Origin of the sequence: Paraburkholderia flava (assembly GCF_004359985.1) — a bacterium.
In the GTDB taxonomy this organism is placed as follows: domain Bacteria; phylum Pseudomonadota; class Gammaproteobacteria; order Burkholderiales; family Burkholderiaceae; genus Paraburkholderia; species Paraburkholderia flava.
Genome location: NZ_SMRO01000002.1, coordinates 1,883,114 through 1,906,954, shown reverse-complemented (window position 1 = coordinate 1,906,954; position 23,841 = coordinate 1,883,114). Strand labels below are relative to the sequence as shown.

The following is a 23,841-nucleotide window of genomic DNA, read 5'->3' as shown; positions in this document are numbered from 1 at the left end:
GCACGACTCAAAACAACAACCGAAAAAAATCAGATAACGTCGATGTCAAGAACCGCACCGGCTAAAACACCGCTAATCGAGATACCCACGACATCGCGCGATTTTCCGTGCCGATTTTTCGCTGGACAGTCCAAATCCCGTCGGCACCCCGGCAGCGCATCTAAATCGTTGCGTCGGAATTTCCCGTGCTATCTCCATGCCCATTGAAAATATCGTGAATACCTGCGTTGTACATAGTGGGGTTTCGTGCCGCACGCATCTGCGGCATGCGTGTCACGACCAGCGGAGAGAACAACGATGATATGGATTCTGGGTATTGCCGGTCTCGTGATCGGCGCGATTGCTGCGTTCGTGAACGACTGGTCGTTAGGTGGCACGGCAGTGGTTGGCGCGTTCGCGGGTGCGCTGCTCGGACGTCTGCTGCGAGACCGTAAGACGGTGGATCAGCCATCGGTCGATACGGCGTCGACCGGGGCGACGCCAACGTCTCCCACATCCCGATCGGCGACGCGAGACGATTGGACCGCGTCCGGTTCGCTGTCCGCGCGTGTCGAACGACTCGAGTGGGAAGTGTCGACGCTTAAACGCGAACTCGCGCAACTGCGTGGGCTGCCAGGCGATGTGGAAGCACAAGAGGCCGCTCCACCTGAAGCGCCTGTGCTGCAACCGACCGTGCTTCCGATACACCAGCCTGTCGAAATAAAACCGGTGCCACTCGCCAACGCACCATCACCATCGCGCACGACGGCTGCCATACCCGCAAGCACTCCCGAACTGGCCAGAGAAGCCTCGTCCACATTCGACGACGCATCTCCGGTCACACCGGCATCCACTCCGCGCCCTCCGAAAGTCCCCGCCGGCCCGAGCCTTTTCGAACGCGCATTCAAGGCCGCCCGCGACTGGTTGTTCGGCGGCAACACGGTGGTTCGCGTCGGGATCGTCGTGTTGTTCTTCGGCGTTGCGTTCCTGCTCAAATACGCAGCCGACAACAACATGCTGCCGATCGAATTCCGGCTCGCCGGCGTCGCGGTCGCGGCGGCCGTGCTGCTCGGCATCGGCTGGCGGATCGGCGATCGTCGCGGGGCCTATGGGCTCGTGCTGCAGGGCGGCGGCGTCGGGGTGCTGTATCTGACCGTGTTCGCGGCGACGCGTCTGTATCACCTGTTGCCCGCGGGCGCCGCGCTTCCGCTGATGATCGCGATCTGCGCGTTGAGTGCGTTTCTCGCGGTGCGCCAGGATGCACGGTCGCTGGCGTTTATGGGCACTGCGGGCGGCTTCCTTGCACCGATACTGCTCGCGACGGGCGGTGGCAGTCACGTGATGCTGTTCAGCTACTACGCGCTGCTGAACGCGGGCATCTTCGCGATCGCGTGGTTCAAGGCGTGGCGTCCGCTCAATCTGCTCGGCTTCGCGTTCACGTTCGCGATCGGCACGGCGTGGGGCGTGACTGCCTATCGTCCGGAACTGTTTGCCAGCACCGAGCCCTTTCTGATTCTGTTCTTCCTGATGTACGTCGGCATCGCGCTGCTCTATGCGGTGCGCCGTGAGATCGCGTTGCTGCACTACGTCGACGGTACGCTGGTGTTCGGTACGCCGATCGTCGCGATCGGTTTGCAGGCCGCGTTGCTGAAGGGCGTCGAGTTCGGACTGGCGTGGAGCGCGGTTGCGCTTGCGGCGTTCTATCTGGCGATCGCCGCGTGGCTCATGCGTCGTCGCGATCGCCTCGGACTGCTGTTCGAAGCGATGCTCGCCGTCGCGGTGATCTTCGCAACGCTCGCGATTCCGCTCGCGTTTTCCGGCCCGACGACGAGCGCCGCATGGGCGATCGAAGGTTCGGCGATCGTGTGGCTCGGTGTGCGTCAGCGACGTCATGCGCCGCTTGGTTTCGGGCTCGCGATGCAGGTCGCGGCAGCCGGTGCATTTGCGGTGGGCATCGTATTTGATCATCCAGCGACGACACTACCGATACTGAACAGCGCGTACATCGCAACGCTGCTGATCGCGCTCGGCAGCCTCTTCACCGGCTGGTTGCTGCACGGAAGGAGCGACGCCCGTGCGTGGCGTGCATGGCTGCCGGACATCGGACTCGCCGCAGCCGTCTGGGGGCTCGCATGGTGGATCGGCGGCGGTGCGAACGAGATCGTCATCCACATACTGCAGCACGCGCCGGCCGACCCCGAGCACGCAACGACGAACGCTTTCGTGCTGTTCGCGTTGTTGACCGCGTGGCTCGCGCACACAGTACGTCGAAAGTTTGCGTGGCCACTTGCCGAATGGCCGGCGCTCGCACTCGTGCCGGTGCTCGCGCTGCTCGCCGCCAGCGAGTTCGTGACGGACGGTGCGCCGTTCGCTGTGTTCGGCTGGGCCGTGTGGCCGTTCGCGCTTGTCTGCGGCTATCTGCTGCTGTGGCGTCAGCAGCGCGACACCGGCGAACCGCTGCTCGCGCCGCTGCACACGCTGATGTTCTGGACGCTCTGCGGGCTGCTTGCGCTCGAGGGCTACTGGCAACTGCGCGCGTACGTGCCCGAAGGGACATGGAGCTGGAGCGCATGGGCGTACGGCTTCGGACTGCTGCTTCTGCTAGTCGCGGGAGTGGGTTCACGTCTGCGCTGGCCGGTCGCGCATTTCGCACGTGCTTATCAGCTATGGGGCGCGATACCGCTCGCCGCGTTGCTGTGGGGCTGGAGCATCGCGAGCACGATCAGCGATGGCGATGCGTCGCCGCTGTTCTGGTTGCCGATCATTAATCCGCTCGACGTCGCGCAGCTGCTGGTGCTGATGGCGCTCACGGTATGGCTGCGCCGGCTTGCCGCGCTCGGTGTGCGCTGGCATCCGCGCGCGTTCGACTACGTGGCGCTCGCGACTGTCTTCCTGTGGTTCAACGCGCTGCTGCTGCGCACGTTGCATCACCGGTTCGGCGCGGCATACGACATCGACGCGGTGCTCGATTCGTTCGGCTTCCAGCAGGTCTTCCTGGTCGGCTGGAGCGCGTTCGCATTCGCCGGCATGTGGCTCGCGCGCCGCGACAGTCTCGTGCGGCTGTTCGCGATCGCGTCGACGCCGCTCGTCGCCGCGATGTGGCTGTGGACGTTCTATGCCAACCTGACGCAGGACGGCGGCAACTGGGCGCGCGTCCCGTTGCTCAATCCGCTCGATCTCGTGCAGATCGTCGTCTACGCGGTCGCGGCGCTTTGGTTCGTACGGGTGCGGCGCCTGGGCGCGCCCGATCGCGATCCCTTGCAGACGTTCAAACTGCCGTTGCAGATACTCGTCGCCGCGACCGCGTTCCTGTGGCTCAACACGATGCTGCTGCGTACGCTGCATCACTGGACCGGCATTCCGTACGAGTTCGACGACATGGCGCAGTCGACGCTCGTGCAGGCATCGGTGTCGGTGTTCTGGACCGTCTGCGCGCTCGCGACGACAATCTGGGCGACCCGCAGCAAACGTCGCGCGCTATGGTTCGTCGGAGCGGGGCTGCTCGCGCTGACGGTCGTCAAGCTGTTCCTGTTCGATCTGTCGCACGTGACGGGTCTTGCCCGTATCGTGTCGTTCATCGGGATCGGTGTGATGCTGTTGCTGATCGGCTATTTTTCGCCGCTACCGCCGAAGCGTGTCGAACGTATCGGAAGTGGCGAGGCGGCAACCTCGACGGAGGAAGGGCATTGATGAAGGGTTTTCGTGGCGGATTCGCATCCGCGTTGGGACTGGTTTTCGCGTGCGCGGCTGCGTCGTCGCTTGCGATCGCCGCAGGTGAAGCAGGCGATGCAGCGAGCGCGCCCAACGTCTTCGCCCACCGGTATGCGCTCGATCTCAACGGCCAGGCCGCGTACTACACGCTGGCGCTGCCCGATGTGATCTATGCGGCGAGCCAGCGCGGCGACCTCGGCGACGTGCGCGTGTTCAATGGCGCGGGCGAGCCGGTGCCGTACGCGCTCGACATGCCGCTTGATCCATCGCTGGCAGGCACACCGGTACCGACCACGCTCCATTCAGTGAAGTGGTTCGCGCTGCCCGCATCGGCTGCGCAGGCGCCGTCGGTGCCGCTCGGCGTGACGATCGGTTCGGACGGATCGCTGCGCGCGTCGCCGGCGGCAACACGTGCGGCGGGGCGGCAGCTTGATCTCGTCGATCTCGGGTCGGGCGACGGGCCCGCAGTCGCGTTGCAGGTGCATCTGCGCAACGACACGTATCAGGGACGCGTCGGTGTCGATGCGAGCGACGATCTGCAGAACTGGCAGCCGCTGCCCGACGGACAGTTGCTGAAAGCGAGCCATGCGGGCGACACGATCGCACAGGAACGCATCGCACTCGACGGATTGCGACTGCGTTATCTGCGGCTACGCTGGCTCGACGATGCCCCCGATATCGCGTCGATCGACGTCGAAGTATTGCCCAGCGATGCTGCGGCGAAAGGGAAGGCCACCGACGCCGCCGCTTCGCGCCAGTGGCACGAAGGCATCGTCGCGCAGGCGGGTTCGGCGGTCGGCGAATACCACTTCGACACGGGCGGCGCCTATCCGGTCGACCGGCTGCGCTTCAGTTTGCCGCAGCCGAACACGGTCGTGCGCGCGACGGTGTATTCGCGACCCAACGCGCAGGCTTCGTGGCATGAAGTGTCCGACACGACACTGTATCGATTGCAAGGCAAAGCGGGCGAGCAGAGCAATGCACCGCTCGACTTTGCACCGGATGCCGATCGCGAGTGGCGTGTCGCGGTCGACATGCGCAATGGCGGGCTGGGCAGCGGCGCGCTGACGGTGGCGATCGGCTGGCGTCCCGCGTCGTTGACGTTCGTCGCGCGTGGGGCAGGGCCGTTCACGCTGTCCGTCGGCAACGCGGCGCTGCTGCCGGCTGCCGCGAAACGCGAGGACATCGTGATCGGCAAGACGGCGAATATTGCGACGGCGCGCATCGGCGGAGCGTTGGCGCCTCTGCCGCCCGCTGCGGCCGCGCCCGTCGACGATCACGACGCGACGCGTCGTTACGTGCTGTGGGCTGCGCTCGTGCTGGCGGTGGGATCGCTTGCCGCGATCGCGTGGCGTCTCGCACGCGGGACGCGGACGTAACGAGGTAAATTCGTTCGCGACACGGCACGCTGTTCGAGGTGCCGTGTCGCTATCTATCGCTACTCGTTGCGACCTTGCGCGTTGGCGATGGCCTTGTCGAGCGCGCGGCTCAGCACGACTTTTTCTTTTTCGTCGAGGCTGGCGAAAAAGTCTTCATTCCACTTGCGCGCGATCGGCATCACCTTGCGATAAAGCGCGCGTCCTTCAGGCGTCAGCGACACGAGGACGACGCGACCATCGGTTTCGCTCGATTCGCGTTGCACCAGACCTTGCTTGATCAGCGCCTCCGCGGCGCGGCTCGCCTGGCTCTTGTCGAGATTCGCGTGACGCGCGAGATCCATGATCGAGAACGGTCCAAACGATCCCACCGACGCGATCACGCGCGCTTCGGGCACCGTCACGCCGAGCTTCTCCTGATAACGCACGCCGATGCCTCGTTCGGAGAGCTTGTTCAATACGTGCAGTCGGTACGTCAGAAACTGGTCGAGTCCGGCTTTAGTGGAGGCCTTCATGGTCTTCCCGGGAGTGAGTGGTGGCGGATGGCGGTGTGATTGTTGCCGCATCCGCGCGGCCGGTCAACGCACCGCGCCCAGCCTCGCTCTACGGACTGCTCAACGTGTGCCGTATTTGAGATACGTCAGCTGTTCGGCTTCATTCGCGAGCAGGATCGCCGCGTCGCGAATCGCGACGTCGAGCGTGATCGGACCCGGCGCGGGTGAGAAGCAGCCGCTGAAATGCTCGGCGAGCCGAGGCAGTGCGGCCGGATCGACCGCGCCGGACAGCAGCGACGCCGGCACGCCCGCCGCACGTGCATGCCGGCATGCGATGAACGGCGCCTTGCCGTGCAGCGTCTGCACGTCGGAACGGCCTTCGCCGGTGATCAGCCAGTCGGCGCCCGCAAGTGCGGCATCGAGGCCGACCTGGCGCGCGACCACTTCGGCGCCCGCTTCGAACTGCGCGCCCAGCATGTGCAGCGCAAAGCCGAGGCCGCCGGCCGCGCCGGCGCCCGGCGCCTGACGTGCGGTGCGCGCGAGCGCCGGTTCGAGCAGGTCGGCGAAATGGGCGAGGGCGGCATCGATCGATTCGACCTGCTCGGCCTTCACGCCTTTTTGCGGACCGAAGACGGCCGTCGCGCCGTGCTCGCCGGTGAGCGGATTGTCGACGTCCGACATGCCGGTGAAGCTGGCTTCGGCGAGTCGCGGATCGAGTTGCGATGCATCGATGCGAGCAAGCCGGGGCAATTGGGCGGGCGTCGGCTCGAGCGGTTCGTTCTGTGCGTCGTACAGCCGCAGGCCCAGGCCGACGAGGAGGCCCGCGCCGCCGTCGTTCGTGCTGCTGCCGCCGAGCGCAACGAAGAAGCGCCGCACGCCCGCGTCGAGCAGCGCGACGATCGCTTCGCCTATCCCGCGCGTGCTGCGCGCATCGACGGGCACACCCATGCCGACCGGATCCGTGATGCCGACAACCTCCGCCGTTTCGACGATCGCGCTACCGTCTGCGAGCAGGCCGACTGCCGCATCGCGCAGCGCACCGGCCGCGCCGCGCACCGCCAGCAGGCGACGCTCGCCGCCGTGCGCGAGCATCGCATCGAGCGTGCCTTCGCCGCCGTCCGCCATCGGACACAGACGTGTCACCACGTCGGGGCGCGCGCGGGCGATGCCGGTCGCGATCGCCTCGGCGACCTGCTCGGCGCTGAGCGAACCTTTGAACGAATCGGGAGCGATGACGACGACAGGCGCGGACGGCGAATGCGGTGAGGGCATGGTGTCTCTGATGATTGGAATCGTGGCTCGGGCGGCAACTCGTTGGGTGCCGTGCGCCCGCTAGCTTATCAGCATGCCGCGCGCGATTGAATATGTGGGACGGCATGGCGGCCATCCGGTTGAGTGGCGGCAGCGGAAGCCGGCGTGCGATCGCGCGACAGGAAAAAGGGGGCGAGGAAATCGTGCGAACTGCGCGCGTGGATCGCGCCGCGAGATGGCAAAAAGCACTGAAAAACAGCATCGAAACCGATGAAACCGCGCTACAGCCACCGATTCCCGGCTGGCGGCACAAATAGTTTGCTAAAATATTCGGCTCTTTTGACCCAAACCGTGCTGCTGGCGGCCTGAGAGCCCGCGGCGACAGGCATACGATCGACGCGAGTCCATCCGGACCGACGCAGACATCGACAGACGGCACGGCAAAGATAACTGATTCGCTCGAATAATTTTAGGACGATTGAAGCCATGGCTAACGTTGTTGAAAACCTCGGCAAGCTCGAACGCCGCGTAACGATTTCCCTGCCGAAAGACACCGTGCAGAAGGAAATCGATTCCCGTATCCGCCAGCTCGCGAAGAACGTGCGGATGCCGGGCTTCCGGCCGGGCAAGGTCCCCCTCAAGATGGTCACCCAGCAGTATTCGGGTCAGGTGGAAGCCGAGGTGCTGAGCGACAAGGTCGGCAAGGAATTCTTCGACATCAGCCGCGCGGAGAACCTGCGCGTCGCCGGTCAGCCGAGCTTCAGCCCGAAGGCCGATGCCGCCGAAAGCGACTACGCGTTCGACGCGACGTTCGAGGTCTATCCGGAAGTGAAGCTGGGCGACGTCGCCACCGCTGAAATCGAACGCACGACGACCAGCATCACCGAAGCCGAAATCGACCGTACGCTCGACATCCTGCGCAAGCAGCGCGTGCATTACCACGCACGCGGCGAAGCCGGCGAACACGGCGACGGCGGCACGGACACCGCAGCGAAGGACACAGACCGCGTGACGGTCGACTTCATCGGCAAGCTCGGCGACGAAGCGTTCCAGGGCGGTACCGCGGAAGACTTCGCGTTCGTGCTCGGCGAAGGCCGGATGCTGCCGGAATTCGAAAAGGCGGCAGCGGGCCTGAAGGTCGGCGAAACGCGCGAATTCGACCTGACGTTCCCCGAGGACTATCACGGCAAGGACGTCGCCGGTAAGACCGCGCAGTTCACGATCACGATGAAGAAGATCGAGTGGGCGCACCTGCCGGAAATCGACGGCGAATTCGCGAAGTCGCTCGGCATCGCCGACGGCGATCTGACGAAGATGCGCGCCGAGATCAAGGACAACCTCGAGCGCGAAGCGAAGCGTCGCACGCAGTCGATCGTGAAGAACCAGGTGATGGACGCGCTGCTGAAAATCTCCGAACTCGAAGTGCCGAACGCACTGATCGAACAGGACCAGCAACGCCTCGTCGAGATGGCGCGTCAGGACCTCGCGCAACGCGGCGTGCCGAATGCCGACACCGCGCCGATTCCCGCTGAAATGTTCAAGGAACAGGCCGAACGTCGCGTGAAGCTCGGCCTCGTGCTGGCCGAGCTCGTGAAGGCGAACGAACTGCAGGCGAAGCCCGAGCAGATCCGCGCCGAAGTGGACGAATTCGCGAAGAGCTACGAAGACCCGAAGGAAGTCGTCCGCTGGTATTATTCGAACCAGCAGCGCCTCGCCGAGATGGAAGCGTACGTCGTTGAAGCCAACGTCGTCGACTTCGTGCTGGGCAAGGCCAAGGTGACGGACAAGGAAGTGAGCTTCGAAGAACTGGCAAGCGCGACCGCGCAGGCTTAAGCGGCGCTGAAACGGCGTGCCGGCTGTCGAAGCAGACAGTCTGCACGCCGTTTTTTCATGGGTGCGCGAGGTCGCGCTGTTTCGACTGTTCGTCTCCATGCGGGAAGTGTCGAAACCCGTAGTTCGCGCACTTGAATACGGCGTTGTCGCACTCACCTGTCCCGTCACGTACCGATCATCCCAACAAGGATCCATTGCATGACCTTTCGCGCCCAAATGCTGGACACGTTGACCTCCCAGTCGTCGAGGGATCTCGAAGCGCAGGCGCTTGGTCTCGTGCCGATCGTCGTCGAGACGAGCGGCCGTGGCGAGCGTTCGTACGACATCTATTCGCGCCTGCTGAAAGAGCGCCTCGTGTTTCTCGTCGGTGAAGTGAACGACCAGACGGCGAATCTCGTCATCGCGCAGCTGCTGTTCCTTGAAAGCGAAAATCCCGACAAGGACATCAGCTTCTACATCAACAGCCCGGGCGGTTCCGTATCGGCGGGTATGGCGATCTACGATACGATGCAGTTCATCAAGCCGGACGTGTCGACGCTGTGCATGGGGCTGGCGGCGAGTATGGGCGCGTTCCTGCTGGCAGCCGGTGCGAAGGGCAAGCGGTTCACGCTGCCGAATTCGCGCGTGATGATCCATCAGCCGCTCGGCGGCGCGCGCGGTCAGGCGTCGGACATCGAAATTCAGGCACGCGAAATCCTGTACCTGAAGGAACGGCTCAACCAGCTTCTGTCGCACCATACCGGTCAGCCGGTCGAGCGCATCGCACGCGATACCGATCGCGACAACTTCATGTCGGGCGAGGACGCGCAGGCATACGGCCTCGTCGATCAGGTACTGCACAAGCGTCCCTGATCGATCGAACGGATTGGATCTGGCACCAGTTGCCCGGTTTGGGGCAGCCGCCGGAGACAATCTCGCAACGAGAAGCCCGCCCCGAGCGCCTGCGGTTCACGCCGCCCTCGCTGCTGCCCGGTGCCTCCGCGACGATCGCGGGGGTAGGGCAAACGGCGTATCATGTCATTCGAGTGTCCGGAGGCTCATACATCTATGGCGGACAAGAAAGGTTCCAACAGCGAGAAGCTGCTGTATTGCTCGTTTTGCGGCAAAAGCCAGCATGAGGTCAAGAAACTGATTGCGGGCCCGTCGGTATTCATCTGCGATGAATGTATCGACCTGTGCAACGAGATCATTCGCGACGAAGCGGCAGGTGCAGGCGTCGAGGCGGGTTTGTCCCGTTCCGATCTGCCGAGCCCGCAGGAAATCCGCGAAATCCTCGATCAATACGTGATCGGCCAGGAACGCGCGAAGAAAATTCTCGCGGTAGCGGTGTACAACCACTACAAACGGCTGAAGCACCTCGACAAGAAAGACGAGATCGAGCTGTCCAAGAGCAACATCCTGCTGATCGGCCCGACGGGTTCCGGCAAGACGCTGCTCGCGCAGACGCTCGCGCGCCTTCTGAACGTGCCGTTCGTGATCGCCGACGCGACCACGCTGACGGAAGCCGGCTATGTCGGTGAAGACGTCGAGAACATCATCCAGAAGCTGCTGCAGAACTGCAATTACGAAGTCGACAAGGCGCAGCGCGGCATCGTCTACATCGACGAAATCGACAAGATCAGCCGCAAGTCCGATAACCCGTCGATTACCCGCGACGTGTCCGGCGAAGGCGTGCAGCAGGCGCTGCTGAAGCTGGTCGAAGGCACGATGGCGTCGGTGCCGCCGCAGGGCGGGCGCAAGCATCCGAACCAGGACTTCATCCAGGTCGACACGACGAACATCCTGTTCATCTGCGGCGGCGCATTCGACGGTCTTGAAAAGGTCATCGTCGATCGTACCGAGAAGACCGGCATCGGCTTCGGCGCCAGCGTGAAAAGCAAGCAGGATCGCGACGCCGGCGAAGTGCTGCGCGAGGTCGAACCGGAAGATCTGATCAAGTTCGGTTTGATTCCTGAGCTGATCGGCCGTCTGCCCGTCGTGGCGACGCTCGGCAAGCTCGACGAAGTCGCGCTGATGAAGATCCTTGTCGAGCCGAAGAACGCGCTCGTGAAGCAATATCACAAGCTGTTCGCGATGGAACGGGTCGAGCTGGAAATCCGTCCGGCGGCGCTGCAGGCTGTTGCGCTCAAGGCGATCCGCCGCAAGACGGGCGCTCGCGGGCTGCGTTCGATTCTGGAACAGGCCTTGCTCGAAGTGATGTACGACCTGCCGGCGATGAAAGGCGTCAGCAAGGTGATCATCGATGACAATGTCATCGAGGGAGACGGCAAGCCGCTGCTGATCTACGAAGACGCGCCCAAGGTCGCGGGATCGAATTAATTGATCGGCTTAAAGAGTTCCGGAAAAAAGCCGTTCATACGAGTGATGAACGGCTTTTTCGTTTATCTTGTGGTCGTGCAGTAAATTTTGTGGTCACTGAACTTTTCCCACCCGCGGAGGCTTGCAATCTTTTTTGCTGGCCTCAACTACCGAACGAACTGATTCCACTCATGGGGAAATGAAAATGTCAGGAACCCAACTCCTCCCGCCGGAACGCATCACGCTCCCGCTGCTCCCGCTGCGTGACGTCGTCGTGTTCCCGCACATGGTGATTCCGCTGTTCGTCGGTCGACCGAAATCGATCAAGGCGCTCGAAGTCGCGATGGAAGGCGGCAAGCACATCATGCTGGTCGCCCAGAAAACGGCGGCCAAAGACGAGCCGACTGAAAAGGACATGTATGAAGTAGGGTGTGTGGCCAACATCCTGCAGATGCTGAAGCTGCCCGACGGCACGGTGAAGGTGCTCGTCGAAGGGCTGCAGCGCGCGAAGACGCTTTCCATCGAAGAACAGGAAACGCAGTTCTCGTGCGAAGTCATGCCGCTCGAACCCGACCACGCCGACAGCGCCGAAACTGAAGCGCTGCGCCGCGCGATCGTGTCGCAGTTCGACCAGTACGTGAAGCTGAACAAGAAGATCCCGCCGGAAATTCTTACCTCGCTGTCGGGTATCGACGAAGCGGGCCGTCTCGCGGACACCATCGCCGCACATCTGCCGCTGAAGCTCGACCAGAAGCAGCACATTCTCGAAATGTTCCCGGTTATCGAGCGCCTCGAGCATCTGCTCGCGCAACTCGAAGCCGAGATCGACATTCTCCAGGTGGAGAAGCGCATCCGTGGGCGCGTGAAGCGTCAGATGGAAAAGAGCCAGCGCGAGTACTACCTGAACGAACAGGTCAAGGCGATCCAGAAGGAACTGGGTGAAGGTGAAGAAGGCGCCGATCTCGAAGAACTCGAGAAGCGCATCACCGCTGCCCGGATGCCGAAGGAAGCGAAGAAGAAGGCCGACGCGGAGCTGAAGAAGCTCAAGTTGATGTCGCCGATGTCGGCGGAAGCGACGGTCGTGCGCAACTACATCGACACGCTGATCGGCCTGCCGTGGCGCAAGAAGAGCAAGGTCAACAACGACCTCTCGAATGCGGAACGCGTGCTCGACGAAGACCACTTCGGTCTCGAGAAAGTGAAGGAACGCATTCTCGAGTATCTCGCGGTCCAGCAGCGCGTCGAAAAGGTCAAGGCGCCGATCCTGTGCCTCGTTGGGCCTCCGGGTGTCGGTAAGACGTCACTGGGCCAGTCGATCGCACGCGCGACGAACCGCAAGTTCGTTCGCATGGCGCTCGGTGGGGTGCGTGACGAAGCGGAAATCCGCGGTCACCGCCGGACGTATATCGGTTCGATGCCGGGCAAGATCCTGCAGAGCCTGACGAAAGTCGCAGTGCGTAATCCGCTCTTCCTGCTCGACGAAGTCGACAAGATGGGACAGGATTTCCGCGGCGATCCGTCGTCGGCGCTGCTCGAGGTGCTCGATCCCGAACAGAACCATACGTTCGCCGATCACTACGTCGAAGTCGACTTCGATCTGTCGGACGTGATGTTCGTCGCGACGTCGAACTCGCTGAACATTCCGCCGCCGTTGCTCGACCGGATGGAAGTGATCCGTCTGGCCGGTTACACGGAAGACGAGAAGGTCAGCATCGCGCAACGCTATCTGTTGCCGAAGCAGAAGAAGAACAACGGTCTGAAGGCGGATGAGATCGACGTCACGGAGCAGGCTATCCGCGACATCATTCGTTACTACACGCGTGAAGCGGGCGTGCGTTCGCTCGAGCGTGAAATTTCGAAGATCTGCCGCAAGGTCGTGAAGATGCTTCTGCTGAAGAAGGCGGAAGGCGCGGTGAAGGTCGACGGCACTAACCTCGACACGTTCCTCGGCGTGCGCAAGTACGACTTCGGTCTGGCAGCGAAGGAAAACCAGACCGGTCAGGTCACGGGCCTCGCGTGGACGGAAGTCGGCGGCGATCTGCTGACGATCGAAGCGGCGGTGATGCCTGGCAAGGGTAACGTGATCCGCACGGGTTCGCTCGGCGACGTGATGAAGGAATCCGTCGAAGCGGCGCGCTCGGTCGTGCGTTCGCGTTCGCGTCGTCTCGGTGTCAAGGACGAAGCGTTCGAGAAGAAGGACATCCACATCCACGTGCCGGAAGGTGCGACGCCGAAGGACGGTCCGTCTGCCGGCGTGGCGATGACAACCGCGCTGGTGTCGGTGTTGACCGGTATTCCGGTTCGCGCGGACGTCGCGATGACGGGCGAGATCACGCTGCGCGGCGAAGTGCTGCCGATCGGCGGGCTGAAGGAAAAGCTGCTCGCAGCGCATCGCGGTGGGATCAAGCTGGTGCTGATTCCGGAAGAGAACGTCAAGGACTTGACGGAGATTCCGGACAACGTGAAGAACTCGATCGAAATCGTGCCGGTCCGCTGGATCGACAAGGTGCTCGAACTTGCTCTCGAACGTGTGCCGCAACCGCTGCCCGAAGAAGAGCCGAAAGCCGCGGAAGCTGTCGCTGCGGAACCGGCAAAGGACAGCAGCACCGGCGAAGTCGTGAAGCACTGACGATCGCACGTCGTAGTCCAGAAACCCGCGGCCTCGTCCGCGGGTTTTTTTATGTCCGCAGATTTCTCGCACGATGTCCACATCGTGCCCGGATCCGTTGCACGTGCATCGGACACACGCAATATCCGGTGACGAAAACGCCTTCGCACAGCGCGCCGTATCAGGCTCAACCCCGCTTGACACAAGGGTTTCGGCCCATTCTAATTACCTGGCCCGGCGTTCGGGCTGGCCCAGCATTCGGGTTTGGGCCGGGCCACTTCAATATCTCTCCGGCGCACACATGCGCTGTCACGATTGCCCAAAACATTCTCGGGGGTTGGAATGAACAAAACGGAATTGATCGACCATATTGCGCAGCAAGCCGATATCTCGAAGGCCGCAGCAGGGCGCGCACTCGATGCAGTGATCGGTGGCGTCAAAGGCACGTTGAAGAAGGGTGGTTCGGTCACGCTGGTGGGCTTCGGTACGTTCGCGGTCGGCAAGCGCACCGCACGCACAGGCCGCAATCCTCGCACGGGCGCGGCGATCAAGATCAAGGCAGCGAAAGTGCCCAAATTTAGGCCTGGAAAAGCCCTGAAGGATGCGCTAAACTAGCGGGCTCTTGTCGCTTGGGTCGGGTGTTCAAGATCAGGCAGCAAGCGAGTAGCAAGCGCACCGCAGTATCGCGAAACGGGTGCTTAGCTCAGTTGGTAGAGCGGCGCCCTTACAAGGCGTAGGTCGGGAGTTCGAGCCTCTCAGCACCCACCAGTTTCGCGTCGCGACCGCACAGGCGGTCAGCGACAAGCAGGCGTAAAGGAGTGGTAGTTCAGTTGGTTAGAATACCGGCCTGTCACGCCGGGGGTCGCGGGTTCGAGTCCCGTCCACTCCGCCAGATAAAGCAGAACCCGCTGATGTCCAGCGGGTTTTTCTTTTTGGGCATCGCCAACATGCCCATCGTGCGGCCCGCCTGATACAATCGCCGAATTGATGAAGACGCGCCTGCGCAGGTGCGCTCCAGAGGGATTCGCCGGTAGCGGTCCTCTGCGAATCAATGAGTTAGGGTGGTCCGGGCGTGTCCCGTCCACTCCGCCCGTATTCTCGAAAGGCGAACTCCGGTTCGTCTTTTTTATTGCCCGCTGTTGTAATATCGGGCGTTCTGTTTTTGACACCCTCACGCATGCTCGATTTCTTCCGCAATCACCAACGCCTGATGATGTTCATGCTCATCCTGGTCATCCTGCCGGGTTTGGGTTTCGTGGGCATTCAGGGTTTCCGCGGTTTCTTCGACGAAAGCGCGAATGTGGCGAGCGTCAATGGCCACAAGATCGCGCGGGCCGACTACGACAACGCGATGCGTCAGCAACTCGACAATGCGCGTCAGCAGCTCGGTGCACGGTTCGACGCGAAGCTGTTCGACACGCCGGAGAGCCGCAAGCAGGTGCTCGACGGCATGATCCAGCAACGCGTGCTGGCCGACGAAACGCAGCGCCTGAATCTGACCGCCTCCGACGACGCCGTGCGTCGCGTGTTGTTGAACGACCCGATCATCTCGTCGATGAAGAAGCCCGATGGTTCGATCGACGTCGAGCGCTATACGCAGTTGCTCGCGATGCAGGGCATGACGCCTGATCAATATCAGGAGCGCGTGCGCTACAGCCTTGCCATGCAGCAATTGCCGTCGAGCATCGTGTCGAGCGCATTCACGTCGAAGACGCTGGCGCAGCATCTGACCGAACTCGCCGACCAGCAGCGCGAAGTGCAGGGCCTCGCATTCCACGCGAAAGACTACGCCGCGAAGGTCCAGCCGACCGACGCACAACTCCAGGCGTACTACGACGCGCATCACAACGATTTCGCGACGCCCGCGACGGCAACGATCCAGTATCTGGTGCTGTCGCCGACGCTGCTCGCCGCATCGGCTCAACCGACTGACGCCGATCTGAAAAAATACTACGACGACAACATCGCGCACTACCGCACCGAAGGCACCGTGCGCGCGAGTCACATCCTGATCGCCGTGCCGAAGGATGCAAGCGCAGCAGATAAAGCGAAGGCGAAGGAAAAAGCCGAAGCCGTGCTCGCGCAAGTGAAGGCCCATCCGGATCAGTTCGCGCAGATTGCGCAGCAGAATTCGCAGGACCCGGGCTCGGCATCGAAGGGCGGCGATCTCGGTTACTTCTCGCGCGGCATGATCGCAGGCGGCCAGGCATTCGACGACGCCGTGTTCAAGCTGAAGAAGGATGAGATCAGCGATCTCGTGCAGACGGACTTCGGTTATCACATCGTCAAGGTGACGGACGTGAAGCCGGCGGAAACTAAGCCGTTCGACGAAGTGAAAGACGCAATCGCGAAGGACGTGAAAGCGCAGCAGGCGACGAAGGCGTTCGGCGACGACGCGGAAGGCTTCACGTCGACGGTCTACGAACAGGCGAAGAGCCTGCAGCCCGCAGCCGACAAATACAAGCTGCAGATCCAGACCGCGACGGTGACGCCGCAGCCGAACGCGACGCTGCCGCCCGACAGCCCGCTGAACAACGCGAAGTTCCTCGCTGCCGTGTTCGCAAGCGATGCCACGAAGGATCGCAACAACACGCAGGCCATCGACGTCGGCAACAGCACGCTGATCGCCGCACATGTGACCGACTTCAAGGCGGCTGCCGTTCCTCCGCTCGATACGATCAAGGACGCGGTGCGTCAGAAAGTGATCGCGACGCAGTCGGCCGAGATGGCGCGCAAGGATGGCGCAGCGAAACTTGCCGAATTCGAGAAATCGAAATCGACCGCGGGATTTTCTTCCGCGCTGAAGGTATCGCGTAGCGATGCGCAGGGCGTTCCGCCTTCGGCACTGAGTGCAATCTACAAGGTCGACGCGCAAAAATTGCCGGCTTACGTCGGTGTGGATCTCGGCGACGACGGCTACGTGATCTATCGCGTTAATGCTGTGTTGCCGGGTGCCGCTGTCGATGCGCAACGTCTTGCCGGCGCGCAGCAGCAGATCGCGCAGGTCGAAGCGCAGTCGGAAGTCGAAAGCTATCTCGATGCGCTGCGTGATCGTTCGAAGGTGAAGACCTACGGTTCGCTCGACGGTTCGCAGAATGGTGGAGATCAGTAACGCGTCGACCGCATAACGATCAAGCCGGACAAACAAAAAGCCCCGCAAATGCGGGGCTTTTTGCTATGCAACGCGGCGTGCGCGTCGCACCGTCACACGTCAAACGTTACAGGCACGCGCTGATGCTGCCGGCAGCGCCGCCATCGGCACCACCGCCTGCGGAGCGGAAGCCCACCCACGAGCCCTGACCGCTACGCGACGGACGCACGACCGCTGCGGAACCGTTCGGTGGCTGCTGACCCGGCACATACACGTCGACAGCCTGATCGTTCGCAAGCGCGTCCTGCGACACGACCTGTTGCTGCGACGAATCAGCCCACTTCTTGGCGATGCACTGAGCGACCGCCCCCGGTGGCTGCTGACTTTGTCCGACGGACTGCACGGCCGGCTGTTGCGCGGCACACGCAGAGATTGCAACGGTCAGCGCGATAAGCGGTAAGTATTTCACGTTCTCTCCTTCAGGATCGCTCGAATCGAGCCGGATTTTCAAGGTCACGCGATAGAGTCAGATACAGCCTCACCGATCGTGTTCCTCCCATTTCGCAACAAGGTGTTAGCAGACGTTTCAGCGTGCAACGCCGGTACGGAGCAGCGGCTTGAGCGTCGGCCACACGTTGTCGAGTAGCAGGCGCTGTGCCTGCTCGTTGGGATGCATCTGATCGGCCTGAAACATCTCGGGCTTGTTTTCGATACCTGCGAGGAGAAATGGAACGAGCGACACATGCATCTGCTGTGCGATCGTCGTGTAGGTTGCGTGGAACTTCTGTGTGTAGTCCGGGCCGTAGTTGGGAGGCACGTACATGCCGACCAGCAGCACCTTCGCATGACCCTGCTGCGCGAGTCCGACGATCGTGCGCAGATTATCTGCGGTGACGGAGAGCGGCACGCCGCGCAGCGCGTCGTTCGCACCGAGTTCGACGATCACGATCGACGGCTTCAGTCGTTCCATCAGCGCAGGCAGACGTGCGCGGCCGCCGCTGGTGGTGTCGCCGCTGATGCTTGCGTTGGCGACGCTATAATCGACCGGCCTCTCCGCGAGACGCTTGCGCATCAGTGCAACCCAGCCGGTATCGCGCGGCAGACCGTATTCGGCCGAGATGCTGTCGCCGAGCACGACGATCACCGGCCTGGCGGGCGCATTCGCAGCAGCGGCCGCTGCGGGCGCCGTTGCCGCGAATGCCGATGCGGTGCTCGTGGCCGCGACCAGTGTGACCAAAGCGACCCGTGCGGGAACGCACGCTTCCAACCGACGCTTCAGCATGCAAAAGAAAATCGATCCAGTCATTGAAGTACGGGGCTTATGCAAGAGGGTCCAGGATGCGACGGGCGAACTGACGATCCTCGATGATATCGATCTTTCGATCGCACCCGGCAGCAGCGTCGCGATCGTCGGTGCGTCCGGTTCCGGCAAGTCCACGTTGCTCGGACTGCTCGCGGGATTGGACAGCGCAAGTGCGGGGTCGGTTCGACTGCTCGGGCGCGAGCTGACCGGGCTCGGCGAGGACGAGCGTGCAGCGCTGCGCAACGGCTCCGTCGGCTTCGTGTTCCAGTCGTTCCAGTTGATGCCGCATCTGACTGCGCTCGAAAACGTCACGTTGCCGCTCGAGCTGCAAGGCGGTCTCGCCCCGCGCGACACGGTCGCGCGTGCGCGGGCACTGCTCGAACAGGTCGGACTCGGCAAGCGTACGGGCCATTATCCGAAGCTGCTGTCGGGTGGCGAGCAGCAGCGTGTCGCACTGGCGCGCGCGTTCGTCACGCACCCGGCGATCCTCTTCGCCGACGAGCCCACCGGCAGCCTCGACGCAGCCACCGGTCACGCGGTGATCGATCTGATGTTCGAGATGAATCGGGCGAACGGCGCGACGCTCGTGCTGGTCACACACGACATCGAACTCGCGCGACGCTGCGACGCGACAGTGACGATCGAGGCCGGGCGCCTCGCATAAAAAATGGCCCACTCGATGGCGGGCCATTGCATCTTCCGATGACCGGCAGCGACAGCATCGAGATGCCGTCGCTGCACAAATATCACACGCTTACTTCTTCAACGCCGCCCGTGCACGCGCGATCAACGCGGACGTCGACGAATCGTGCTTGCCGCTGTCGGTGGTAGCCGCCGTCAGATCGGCTTCAACCACCTTGCCGAGGATCTTGCCGAGCTCGACGCCCCACTGATCGAACGGATTGATGTTCCACACCGACGCCTGCACGAGCACCTTGTGTTCGTACAGCGCGATCAGCGCGCCGAGCGAGCGGGCGGTGAGCGCGTCGACGAGCAGCGTCGTGGTCGGCCGGTTGCCGGGGAACACGATGTGCGGCACGAGTTCGGGCTTGTCCGGCCCCGCGACCTTCTTCGCTTCCTCGACAGTACGGCCGAGCATCAGCGCTTCGCTTTGCGCGAAGCAGTTCGCGAGCAGCTTCGCATGATGGTGTGGAAGCGGATGTTCCGGCGTGAGCACCGCGATGAAATCGATCGGTACGATCGTCGGGCCTTGATGCAGCATCTGGAAGAACGCATGCTGACCGTTCGTGCCGGGCTCGCCCCAGGTCACTGCGGAGGTCGGGTAGTCGACGAACGTACCGTCGAGGCGCGCGGACTTGCCGTTGCTTTCCATTTCAAGCTGCTGCAGGTACGACGGCAGGAAATGCAGCGCTTCCGAATACGGTGCGACCAGATAGCTCTGCGAACCGAAGAAGTTGCGATACCAGATGCCGATCATGCCGAGCAGCACCGGCAGGTTGCGCTCGAGCGGCGTCTCGCGGAAATGCCTGTCCATGTCGTTCGCGCCGGCGAGCAGTTCGTCGAACTGCTGCGGTCCAATCGAGATCATGATCGACAGACCGACCGCCGACCACAACGAATAACGGCCGCCGACCCAGTCCCACATTTCGAACACGTTCTCTTTCGCGATGCCGAACTTGACGACCTCGGCGGGGTTCGCCGATACGCCGACGAAATGTTTCGCGAGCGCGTCTTCGGGGCAGCCGTTCTGCGTGAACCAGTCGCGCATCGAGTGCGCGTTGGTCATCGTTTCGAGCGTCGTGAAGGTTTTCGACACGATGATCGCGAGCGTCTCTTCCGGATCGATGTGCTCGATCACGCGATAAAGATCCGCGCCGTCGACGTTCGATACGAAGTGCGCGGTGATGTCCGGTGTCGACAGATGCTCGAGCGCGTGCACGACCATCTTCGGCCCGAGGTCCGAGCCGCCGATGCCGATGTTCACGATGTGGCGGATGCGCTTGCCGGTATAGCCGGTCCATGCGCCGCTGCGCACCTGGTCCGCGAACGCGGCCATCTTCGCGCGCTCGGCGACGATCTCCGCGTGAAACGGCGCGTGCGGATCGGTGGCGCGCAACGCGGTGTGCAGTGCCGCGCGGCCTTCGGTCGGATTGACGACTTCGCCGGCGAACATCGCGTCACGGCGCTTCTCGACGCCGGCTTCGCGCGCGAGCTGCACGAGCAGCTTCAGGGTTTCTTCAGTGATGCGGTTCTTCGAAAAATCGGCCGCGAGACCGCCGCCTGCGAATGTGAAACGTTCGGCGCGGGTCGGCGCGGGATCGTTCTCGGGGGCAAACCAGTCGCGCAGGCGCGCATCGCGAATCTGTTCGTAATGGGCTTGCAGCGAGGACCAGGCGGGGAGCGAGTTCAGCGTCATAAACTGTCCGTCTAACGAAGAGGCAAGTGAAGGGCGGTGTGGCCAACCGACCGCCCGAGATGCGAAGCCGGTGCGTGCCTGCCCGATGGCGCGTGGAGTTTGCGTGGATATTGCATGCGTTCGGGCGGGCCGCATGAACCGGGCGGCGCAGTGTTCCAGTATAGCGGCGTTGGATCGCAGCGGGCAGCCGTGTCACACGATGTTCAAGCGTGCATGTTCAGGCACGCGGATAGAACAACCGGTTCAGCAGCGTGCGCACCATCGGCGCGAGTTCGCCGGCGGTGAGCCCTGCGGGACCGTCGCCGCGCGCGGTCAGCGTGTCGGCGGCGAGCCCATGCAGATAGACGCCTGCGAGCGCCGCTTCGTAGCGGGGCAGATGTTGCGCGAGCAGCGCGCCGATCAGTCCGCCGAGCACGTCGCCGGTGCCGCCTGTGGCAAGCGCCGCGTTGCCGGTGGGGTTGATTGCCGCGCGGCCGTCGGGTGCTGCAATCACCGTGCCGGTCCCTTTCAATACGACGACGCTCGCGAAGCGGGCCGCAAGCGTGTGTGCCGCCGCGAGGCGGTCGCGTTGCACGTCGCGTGCATCGGTGCCGAGCAGACGCGCGGCCTCGAGCGGATGCGGCGTCAGCACGCATGGGTCGCCCTGCGTGCCGCGTGCGCGCACTGCGTCGGCGAGCGCACTGTCCCGCGCGAGCAGATTCAGCGCGTCGGCATCGAGCAGCTTCGGCACGTCGAGCGGCAGTGCGTCGAACAGCACGCGCGTCGCGCGGTCGCGCGAACCCATCCCGCAGCCGATCGACAGCGCATCCATGTCGGCGAGCGGCAGATCGTCGAGCGCATGCAGCATCAACTCGGGATGCGGCGGATCGTAAGCAGGCGCGCCCGTGCCGAGAAACGCGACATGCACCTTGCCCGCGCCCGCATACAACGCCGCGCGCGCGGCGAGGATCGGCGCGCCGCACATACCCGTGTCGCCGCCGACCACCGCGAGACTGCCGAACGTCCCCTTGTGGGTCGCGAAATCGCGCGCGGGCAGATGCTCGGCGAACAACGCCGGTGCATTGAGCCGGGGTGCAGTGCGATGTTGATCCGCCGATGTCGATGCAGTAGCCGCGCTCAGTCCAAGCGGCGCGACGAGCACGTTGCCCGCGAGATCACGCCCGAGGCCCATGAAGAGCCCGGGCTTCGCGCCGATGAACGTTACCGTATGCGTTGCGCGCACCGACGGACCTTCGCCCGTGACATTGCCGGTGTCGCTGTCGAGCCCACTCGGCACGTCGAGCGCAAGCACGCGACCACCGTTGCGCGTACGTTCCGATAGCAGCGAGGCGAGCGTCGCGAATACACCATCGAGCGGTCGACCGAGCCCAATCCCGAACAACCCATCGACGAGCCATCCATACGCTTCGAGCGACGCCGGCACCGACGCTTCGATCGGCACACCCGCCGCGCGCGCTTCGTCGAGCGCCCAGCGCGCATCGTCGGGTTTGACGTCGACAGGCATGCATACCTGAACCGGAATGCCCGCGAGATGCAGCACCGTCGCGACGACGAGCGCGTCGCCGCCGTTGTTGCCCGGACCCGCCGCGATCCATACCCGATGCGGCGTGCCGGCATGCCCACCGTGGCCGATCTGTTCGAGCAGGAAGCGTGCAGCGGCGCCACCTGCGCGCGCCATCAACGCATGCGGCGGCACCGTCGCAGCCGCCGAGGTTTCGAGCGCGCGCAACGCGGCGACATCGAAGAGCGGCACCGGCAGTGCGTCGGGATCGAGCAGGGCGGAAAAAGAGGAAGAGGAAGCGTCGGTCATGGCGTGCACGAAAACCGGAGAGATCGGATCGTGCTCATGGTAGTGCGAACAGGGGTTCGCTGTCGCGTCGCTGGCCGACTGGATAAGCGGAGCGCAGGCCGATTGCCTCGCGCGGGACCTGAGAGGCAAGCCGCCCCGCTCAGCGCCCGAACCGCTCCGGCCGCAACGCGGCGATCGTATCGGCGGGAAGACCGGACGCAGTGCCCGACACCAGATCGGTGATCAACCGCGCCGATCCGCACGCAAGCGCCCAGCCGCTCGGACCATGCCCCGCATTGACGAAGAGCCGTGGATGCAGCGCATTGCCGACCGCCGGCAGCCCGTCGGGCGACAGCAGCTTCACGCCTTCCCACGGCAGCGCGGCTGAAATTTTCGCGGCGCCGGGAATCCAGTCGTGCGTCGCCTGACCGAGCAGCGCGAGCGCTTCTTCGGTCAGCGGTTCGCCGAGCGGCTTGTCGATCTGCGCGGCACTTTGCAGCACCGCGCCACCCGCGATCCGCAGTCGATGATGCGTCCGCGTGATCGTGATGCGCTTCACTGCATCGACCATCGTGATGTGCGGCGCGCATTCCTCATGCGCGATCGGCGCGACGAGCGTATGCAGACGCAGTGGATGCAACGGCAGACGCAGCCCAAGTCGTTCGAGCAACGGCAGGCTGCCGGCGCCTGCGGCCACGACGACCGCGTCCGCGCTGATCACGTCGACTTCGCGCGCGCGTCGCGGCTCACCCGCGCGCGGCGCGAGTTCGACTGCTGCGCGCTCGCCGTCGAGACGGATCGCCGTGACCTCGCGGCCGGTCTGGAACTGGACACCGCCTTGCGCATCGAGTGTCTGCTTGATCAGCTTCGCGAACAGCGGGCAGTTCGCGGTGCGCTCGGTATCGAACAGCACGCCGCCGGCGAACGCGGGCTCGAGCGGCACCGAATGTTCGAGCGCCGCGCATTCGGCCGGCGACAGCACGTGATGCGGCACTTCGAAACGGCGCAGCAGGTCGAGCGCGGGTTGCGTGCGTTCCCATTCGTCCGCGCCACGGACCAGATAAAGCTGGCCCATCGTCTGCTCGAATTCGAGACCGAAGCGTGCCTCGATGTCGACGAGGCTTTCGCGGGCCGCATCGATCAGCGGGCGCAGCAGCGTGTACTGACGGGCAAAGGCTTCGGGTTCGCGCAGCGCGGCGAGCTGTTTGACGAAGTCGCGCGCCGCACCGTTGAAGCCGGTCTTGCGGATCACGCCGTTCTTCGCGTCCTGACGATGCGCGAGGAAGGTGGGACCGAACCAGACGTCGAGCGGCGTCGGCAGGACGTTGCCGCTGTGCCCGTAGGTCGCGCCCTGCGCGACCGTGGCATGGCGTTCGACCACGCAGACCCGGTGACCGGCGGCGCGCAGCTGATAGGCGGTGGCGACGCCGACGATCCCGCCGCCAATGACGATGACATCCATGAGATTGTGCAAGTAGCCGGCACGACGCGAGACGTCCGGCGCTCCCCGTATTGCGTGGCCTGCCGGGCATGCGGCTGGCTGCTGCCCGATGTTCCGGGCGATGGCCGCGCAGTGTGCTGATGCGCCGGACGGTGAAAGGCCGAATGATAGCAGCCAAATGCGGCGTCCGGCGGCCCGAACGCAGGCAGCCCGCGGTCGACAGAAGCGGGCATACCGCCACGCCGCAATGCCGCTGCGGCGGTCTTCTGCGGGTCTTCCCGGGGTATAAT

17 protein-coding genes and 2 tRNA genes are annotated in these 23,841 nt (G+C 63.6%); 12 read left to right on the top strand and 7 right to left on the bottom strand.

All coding sequences use genetic code 11. From position 1 onward, the window contains the following. Window positions 1-297: 297 nt before the first annotated feature. Window positions 298-3,669 (top strand): DUF2339 domain-containing protein, encoded by a 3,372-nt coding sequence (locus E1748_RS19955; RefSeq protein ID WP_133648879.1) that lies wholly within the window; start codon window positions 298-300, stop codon window positions 3,667-3,669. Next, window positions 3,669-5,069: a DUF3999 domain-containing protein gene (locus E1748_RS19950; RefSeq protein ID WP_133648878.1), complete on the top strand. Its 1,401-nt coding sequence runs from the start codon at window positions 3,669-3,671 to the stop codon at window positions 5,067-5,069. Before E1748_RS19955 ends, E1748_RS19950 begins: the two co-directional genes overlap by 1 nt. Before the next feature lie 59 nt (window positions 5,070-5,128). Here E1748_RS19950 and E1748_RS19945 read toward each other — a convergent pair whose 3' ends face one another. Then, window positions 5,129-5,581, bottom strand: a complete 453-nt coding sequence (locus E1748_RS19945) for a MarR family winged helix-turn-helix transcriptional regulator (RefSeq protein ID WP_133648877.1) — start codon at window positions 5,579-5,581, stop codon at window positions 5,129-5,131. A gap of 99 nt (window positions 5,582-5,680) precedes the next feature. Further along, window positions 5,681-6,832: a glycerate kinase gene (locus E1748_RS19940; RefSeq protein ID WP_133648876.1), complete on the bottom strand. Its 1,152-nt coding sequence runs from the start codon at window positions 6,830-6,832 to the stop codon at window positions 5,681-5,683. Between the two features lie 92 nt (window positions 6,833-6,924). Here E1748_RS19940 and E1748_RS19935 point away from each other — a divergent pair, with 92 nt between their 5' ends. The 9 genes from E1748_RS19935 (at window position 6,925) to E1748_RS19895 (ending at window position 16,662) form a co-directional block, all read left to right on the top strand. Beyond that, entirely contained in the window at window positions 6,925-7,128 is a 204-nt protein-coding gene (locus E1748_RS19935) for a hypothetical protein (protein WP_133648875.1), read from the top strand. A gap of 169 nt (window positions 7,129-7,297) precedes the next feature. After that, window positions 7,298-8,644, top strand: coding sequence for a trigger factor (gene tig / locus E1748_RS19930; protein WP_133648874.1), 1,347 nt, complete (start codon window positions 7,298-7,300; stop codon window positions 8,642-8,644). Between the two features lie 198 nt (window positions 8,645-8,842). Next, a complete protein-coding gene (gene clpP, locus E1748_RS19925; RefSeq protein WP_133648873.1) occupies window positions 8,843-9,496 on the top strand; it encodes an ATP-dependent Clp endopeptidase proteolytic subunit ClpP in 654 nt (217 codons plus the stop codon). Window positions 9,497-9,691: 195 nt separating this feature from the next. Continuing rightward, on the top strand, window positions 9,692-10,963 hold the full coding sequence (clpX, locus tag E1748_RS19920) for an ATP-dependent Clp protease ATP-binding subunit ClpX (protein ID WP_133648872.1): 1,272 nt from the start codon (window positions 9,692-9,694) through the stop codon (window positions 10,961-10,963). A 184-nt stretch (window positions 10,964-11,147) separates the two neighbouring features. Further along, window positions 11,148-13,571 carry an endopeptidase La gene (lon, locus tag E1748_RS19915; protein ID WP_133648871.1) on the top strand — a complete coding sequence of 808 codons (2,424 nt, stop codon included), beginning with the start codon at window positions 11,148-11,150 and terminating at the stop codon, window positions 13,569-13,571. 321 nt (window positions 13,572-13,892) lie between these two features. After that, window positions 13,893-14,165, top strand: a complete 273-nt coding sequence (locus E1748_RS19910; protein ID WP_007585907.1) for an HU family DNA-binding protein — start codon at window positions 13,893-13,895, stop codon at window positions 14,163-14,165. A 77-nt stretch (window positions 14,166-14,242) separates the two neighbouring features. Continuing rightward, window positions 14,243-14,318, top strand: a tRNA-Val gene (locus E1748_RS19905). A gap of 47 nt (window positions 14,319-14,365) precedes the next feature. Beyond that, window positions 14,366-14,442, top strand: a tRNA-Asp gene (locus E1748_RS19900). 285 nt (window positions 14,443-14,727) lie between these two features. Beyond that, window positions 14,728-16,662, top strand: coding sequence for a SurA N-terminal domain-containing protein (locus E1748_RS19895; RefSeq protein WP_133649445.1), 1,935 nt, complete (start codon window positions 14,728-14,730; stop codon window positions 16,660-16,662). A 106-nt stretch (window positions 16,663-16,768) separates the two neighbouring features. Here the strand turns inward: E1748_RS19895 and E1748_RS19890 are convergent, their stop codons facing one another. Both E1748_RS19890 and E1748_RS19885 read right to left on the bottom strand, forming a co-directional pair. After that, entirely contained in the window at window positions 16,769-17,110 is a 342-nt protein-coding gene (locus E1748_RS19890; protein ID WP_133648870.1) for a hypothetical protein, read from the bottom strand. Window positions 17,111-17,227: 117 nt separating this feature from the next. After that, the gene (locus E1748_RS19885; protein WP_133648869.1) at window positions 17,228-17,923 is read right to left on the bottom strand and encodes an arylesterase; all 696 of its coding nucleotides are present in this window, start codon (window positions 17,921-17,923) and stop codon (window positions 17,228-17,230) included. On the opposite strand from E1748_RS19885, the gene E1748_RS19880 reads away from it, so the two are divergent. Beyond that, entirely contained in the window at window positions 17,922-18,608 is a 687-nt protein-coding gene (locus tag E1748_RS19880; RefSeq protein WP_133648868.1) for an ABC transporter ATP-binding protein, read from the top strand. The two genes, E1748_RS19885 and E1748_RS19880, sit on opposite strands and share 2 nt — an antisense overlap. A 90-nt stretch (window positions 18,609-18,698) precedes the next feature. On the opposite strand, the gene pgi is transcribed toward E1748_RS19880, so the two are convergent. From pgi to E1748_RS19865, 3 genes are all read right to left on the bottom strand, one after another. Next, window positions 18,699-20,321, bottom strand: coding sequence for a glucose-6-phosphate isomerase (gene pgi / locus E1748_RS19875; protein ID WP_133648867.1), 1,623 nt, complete (start codon window positions 20,319-20,321; stop codon window positions 18,699-18,701). A 217-nt stretch (window positions 20,322-20,538) separates the two neighbouring features. Further along, on the bottom strand, window positions 20,539-22,131 hold the full coding sequence (locus tag E1748_RS19870) for an NAD(P)H-hydrate dehydratase (RefSeq protein ID WP_133648866.1): 1,593 nt from the start codon (window positions 22,129-22,131) through the stop codon (window positions 20,539-20,541). 139 nt (window positions 22,132-22,270) lie between these two features. After that, window positions 22,271-23,572 (bottom strand): FAD-dependent oxidoreductase, encoded by a 1,302-nt coding sequence (locus E1748_RS19865; RefSeq protein WP_133648865.1) that lies wholly within the window; start codon window positions 23,570-23,572, stop codon window positions 22,271-22,273. Window positions 23,573-23,841 lie beyond the last annotated feature (269 nt).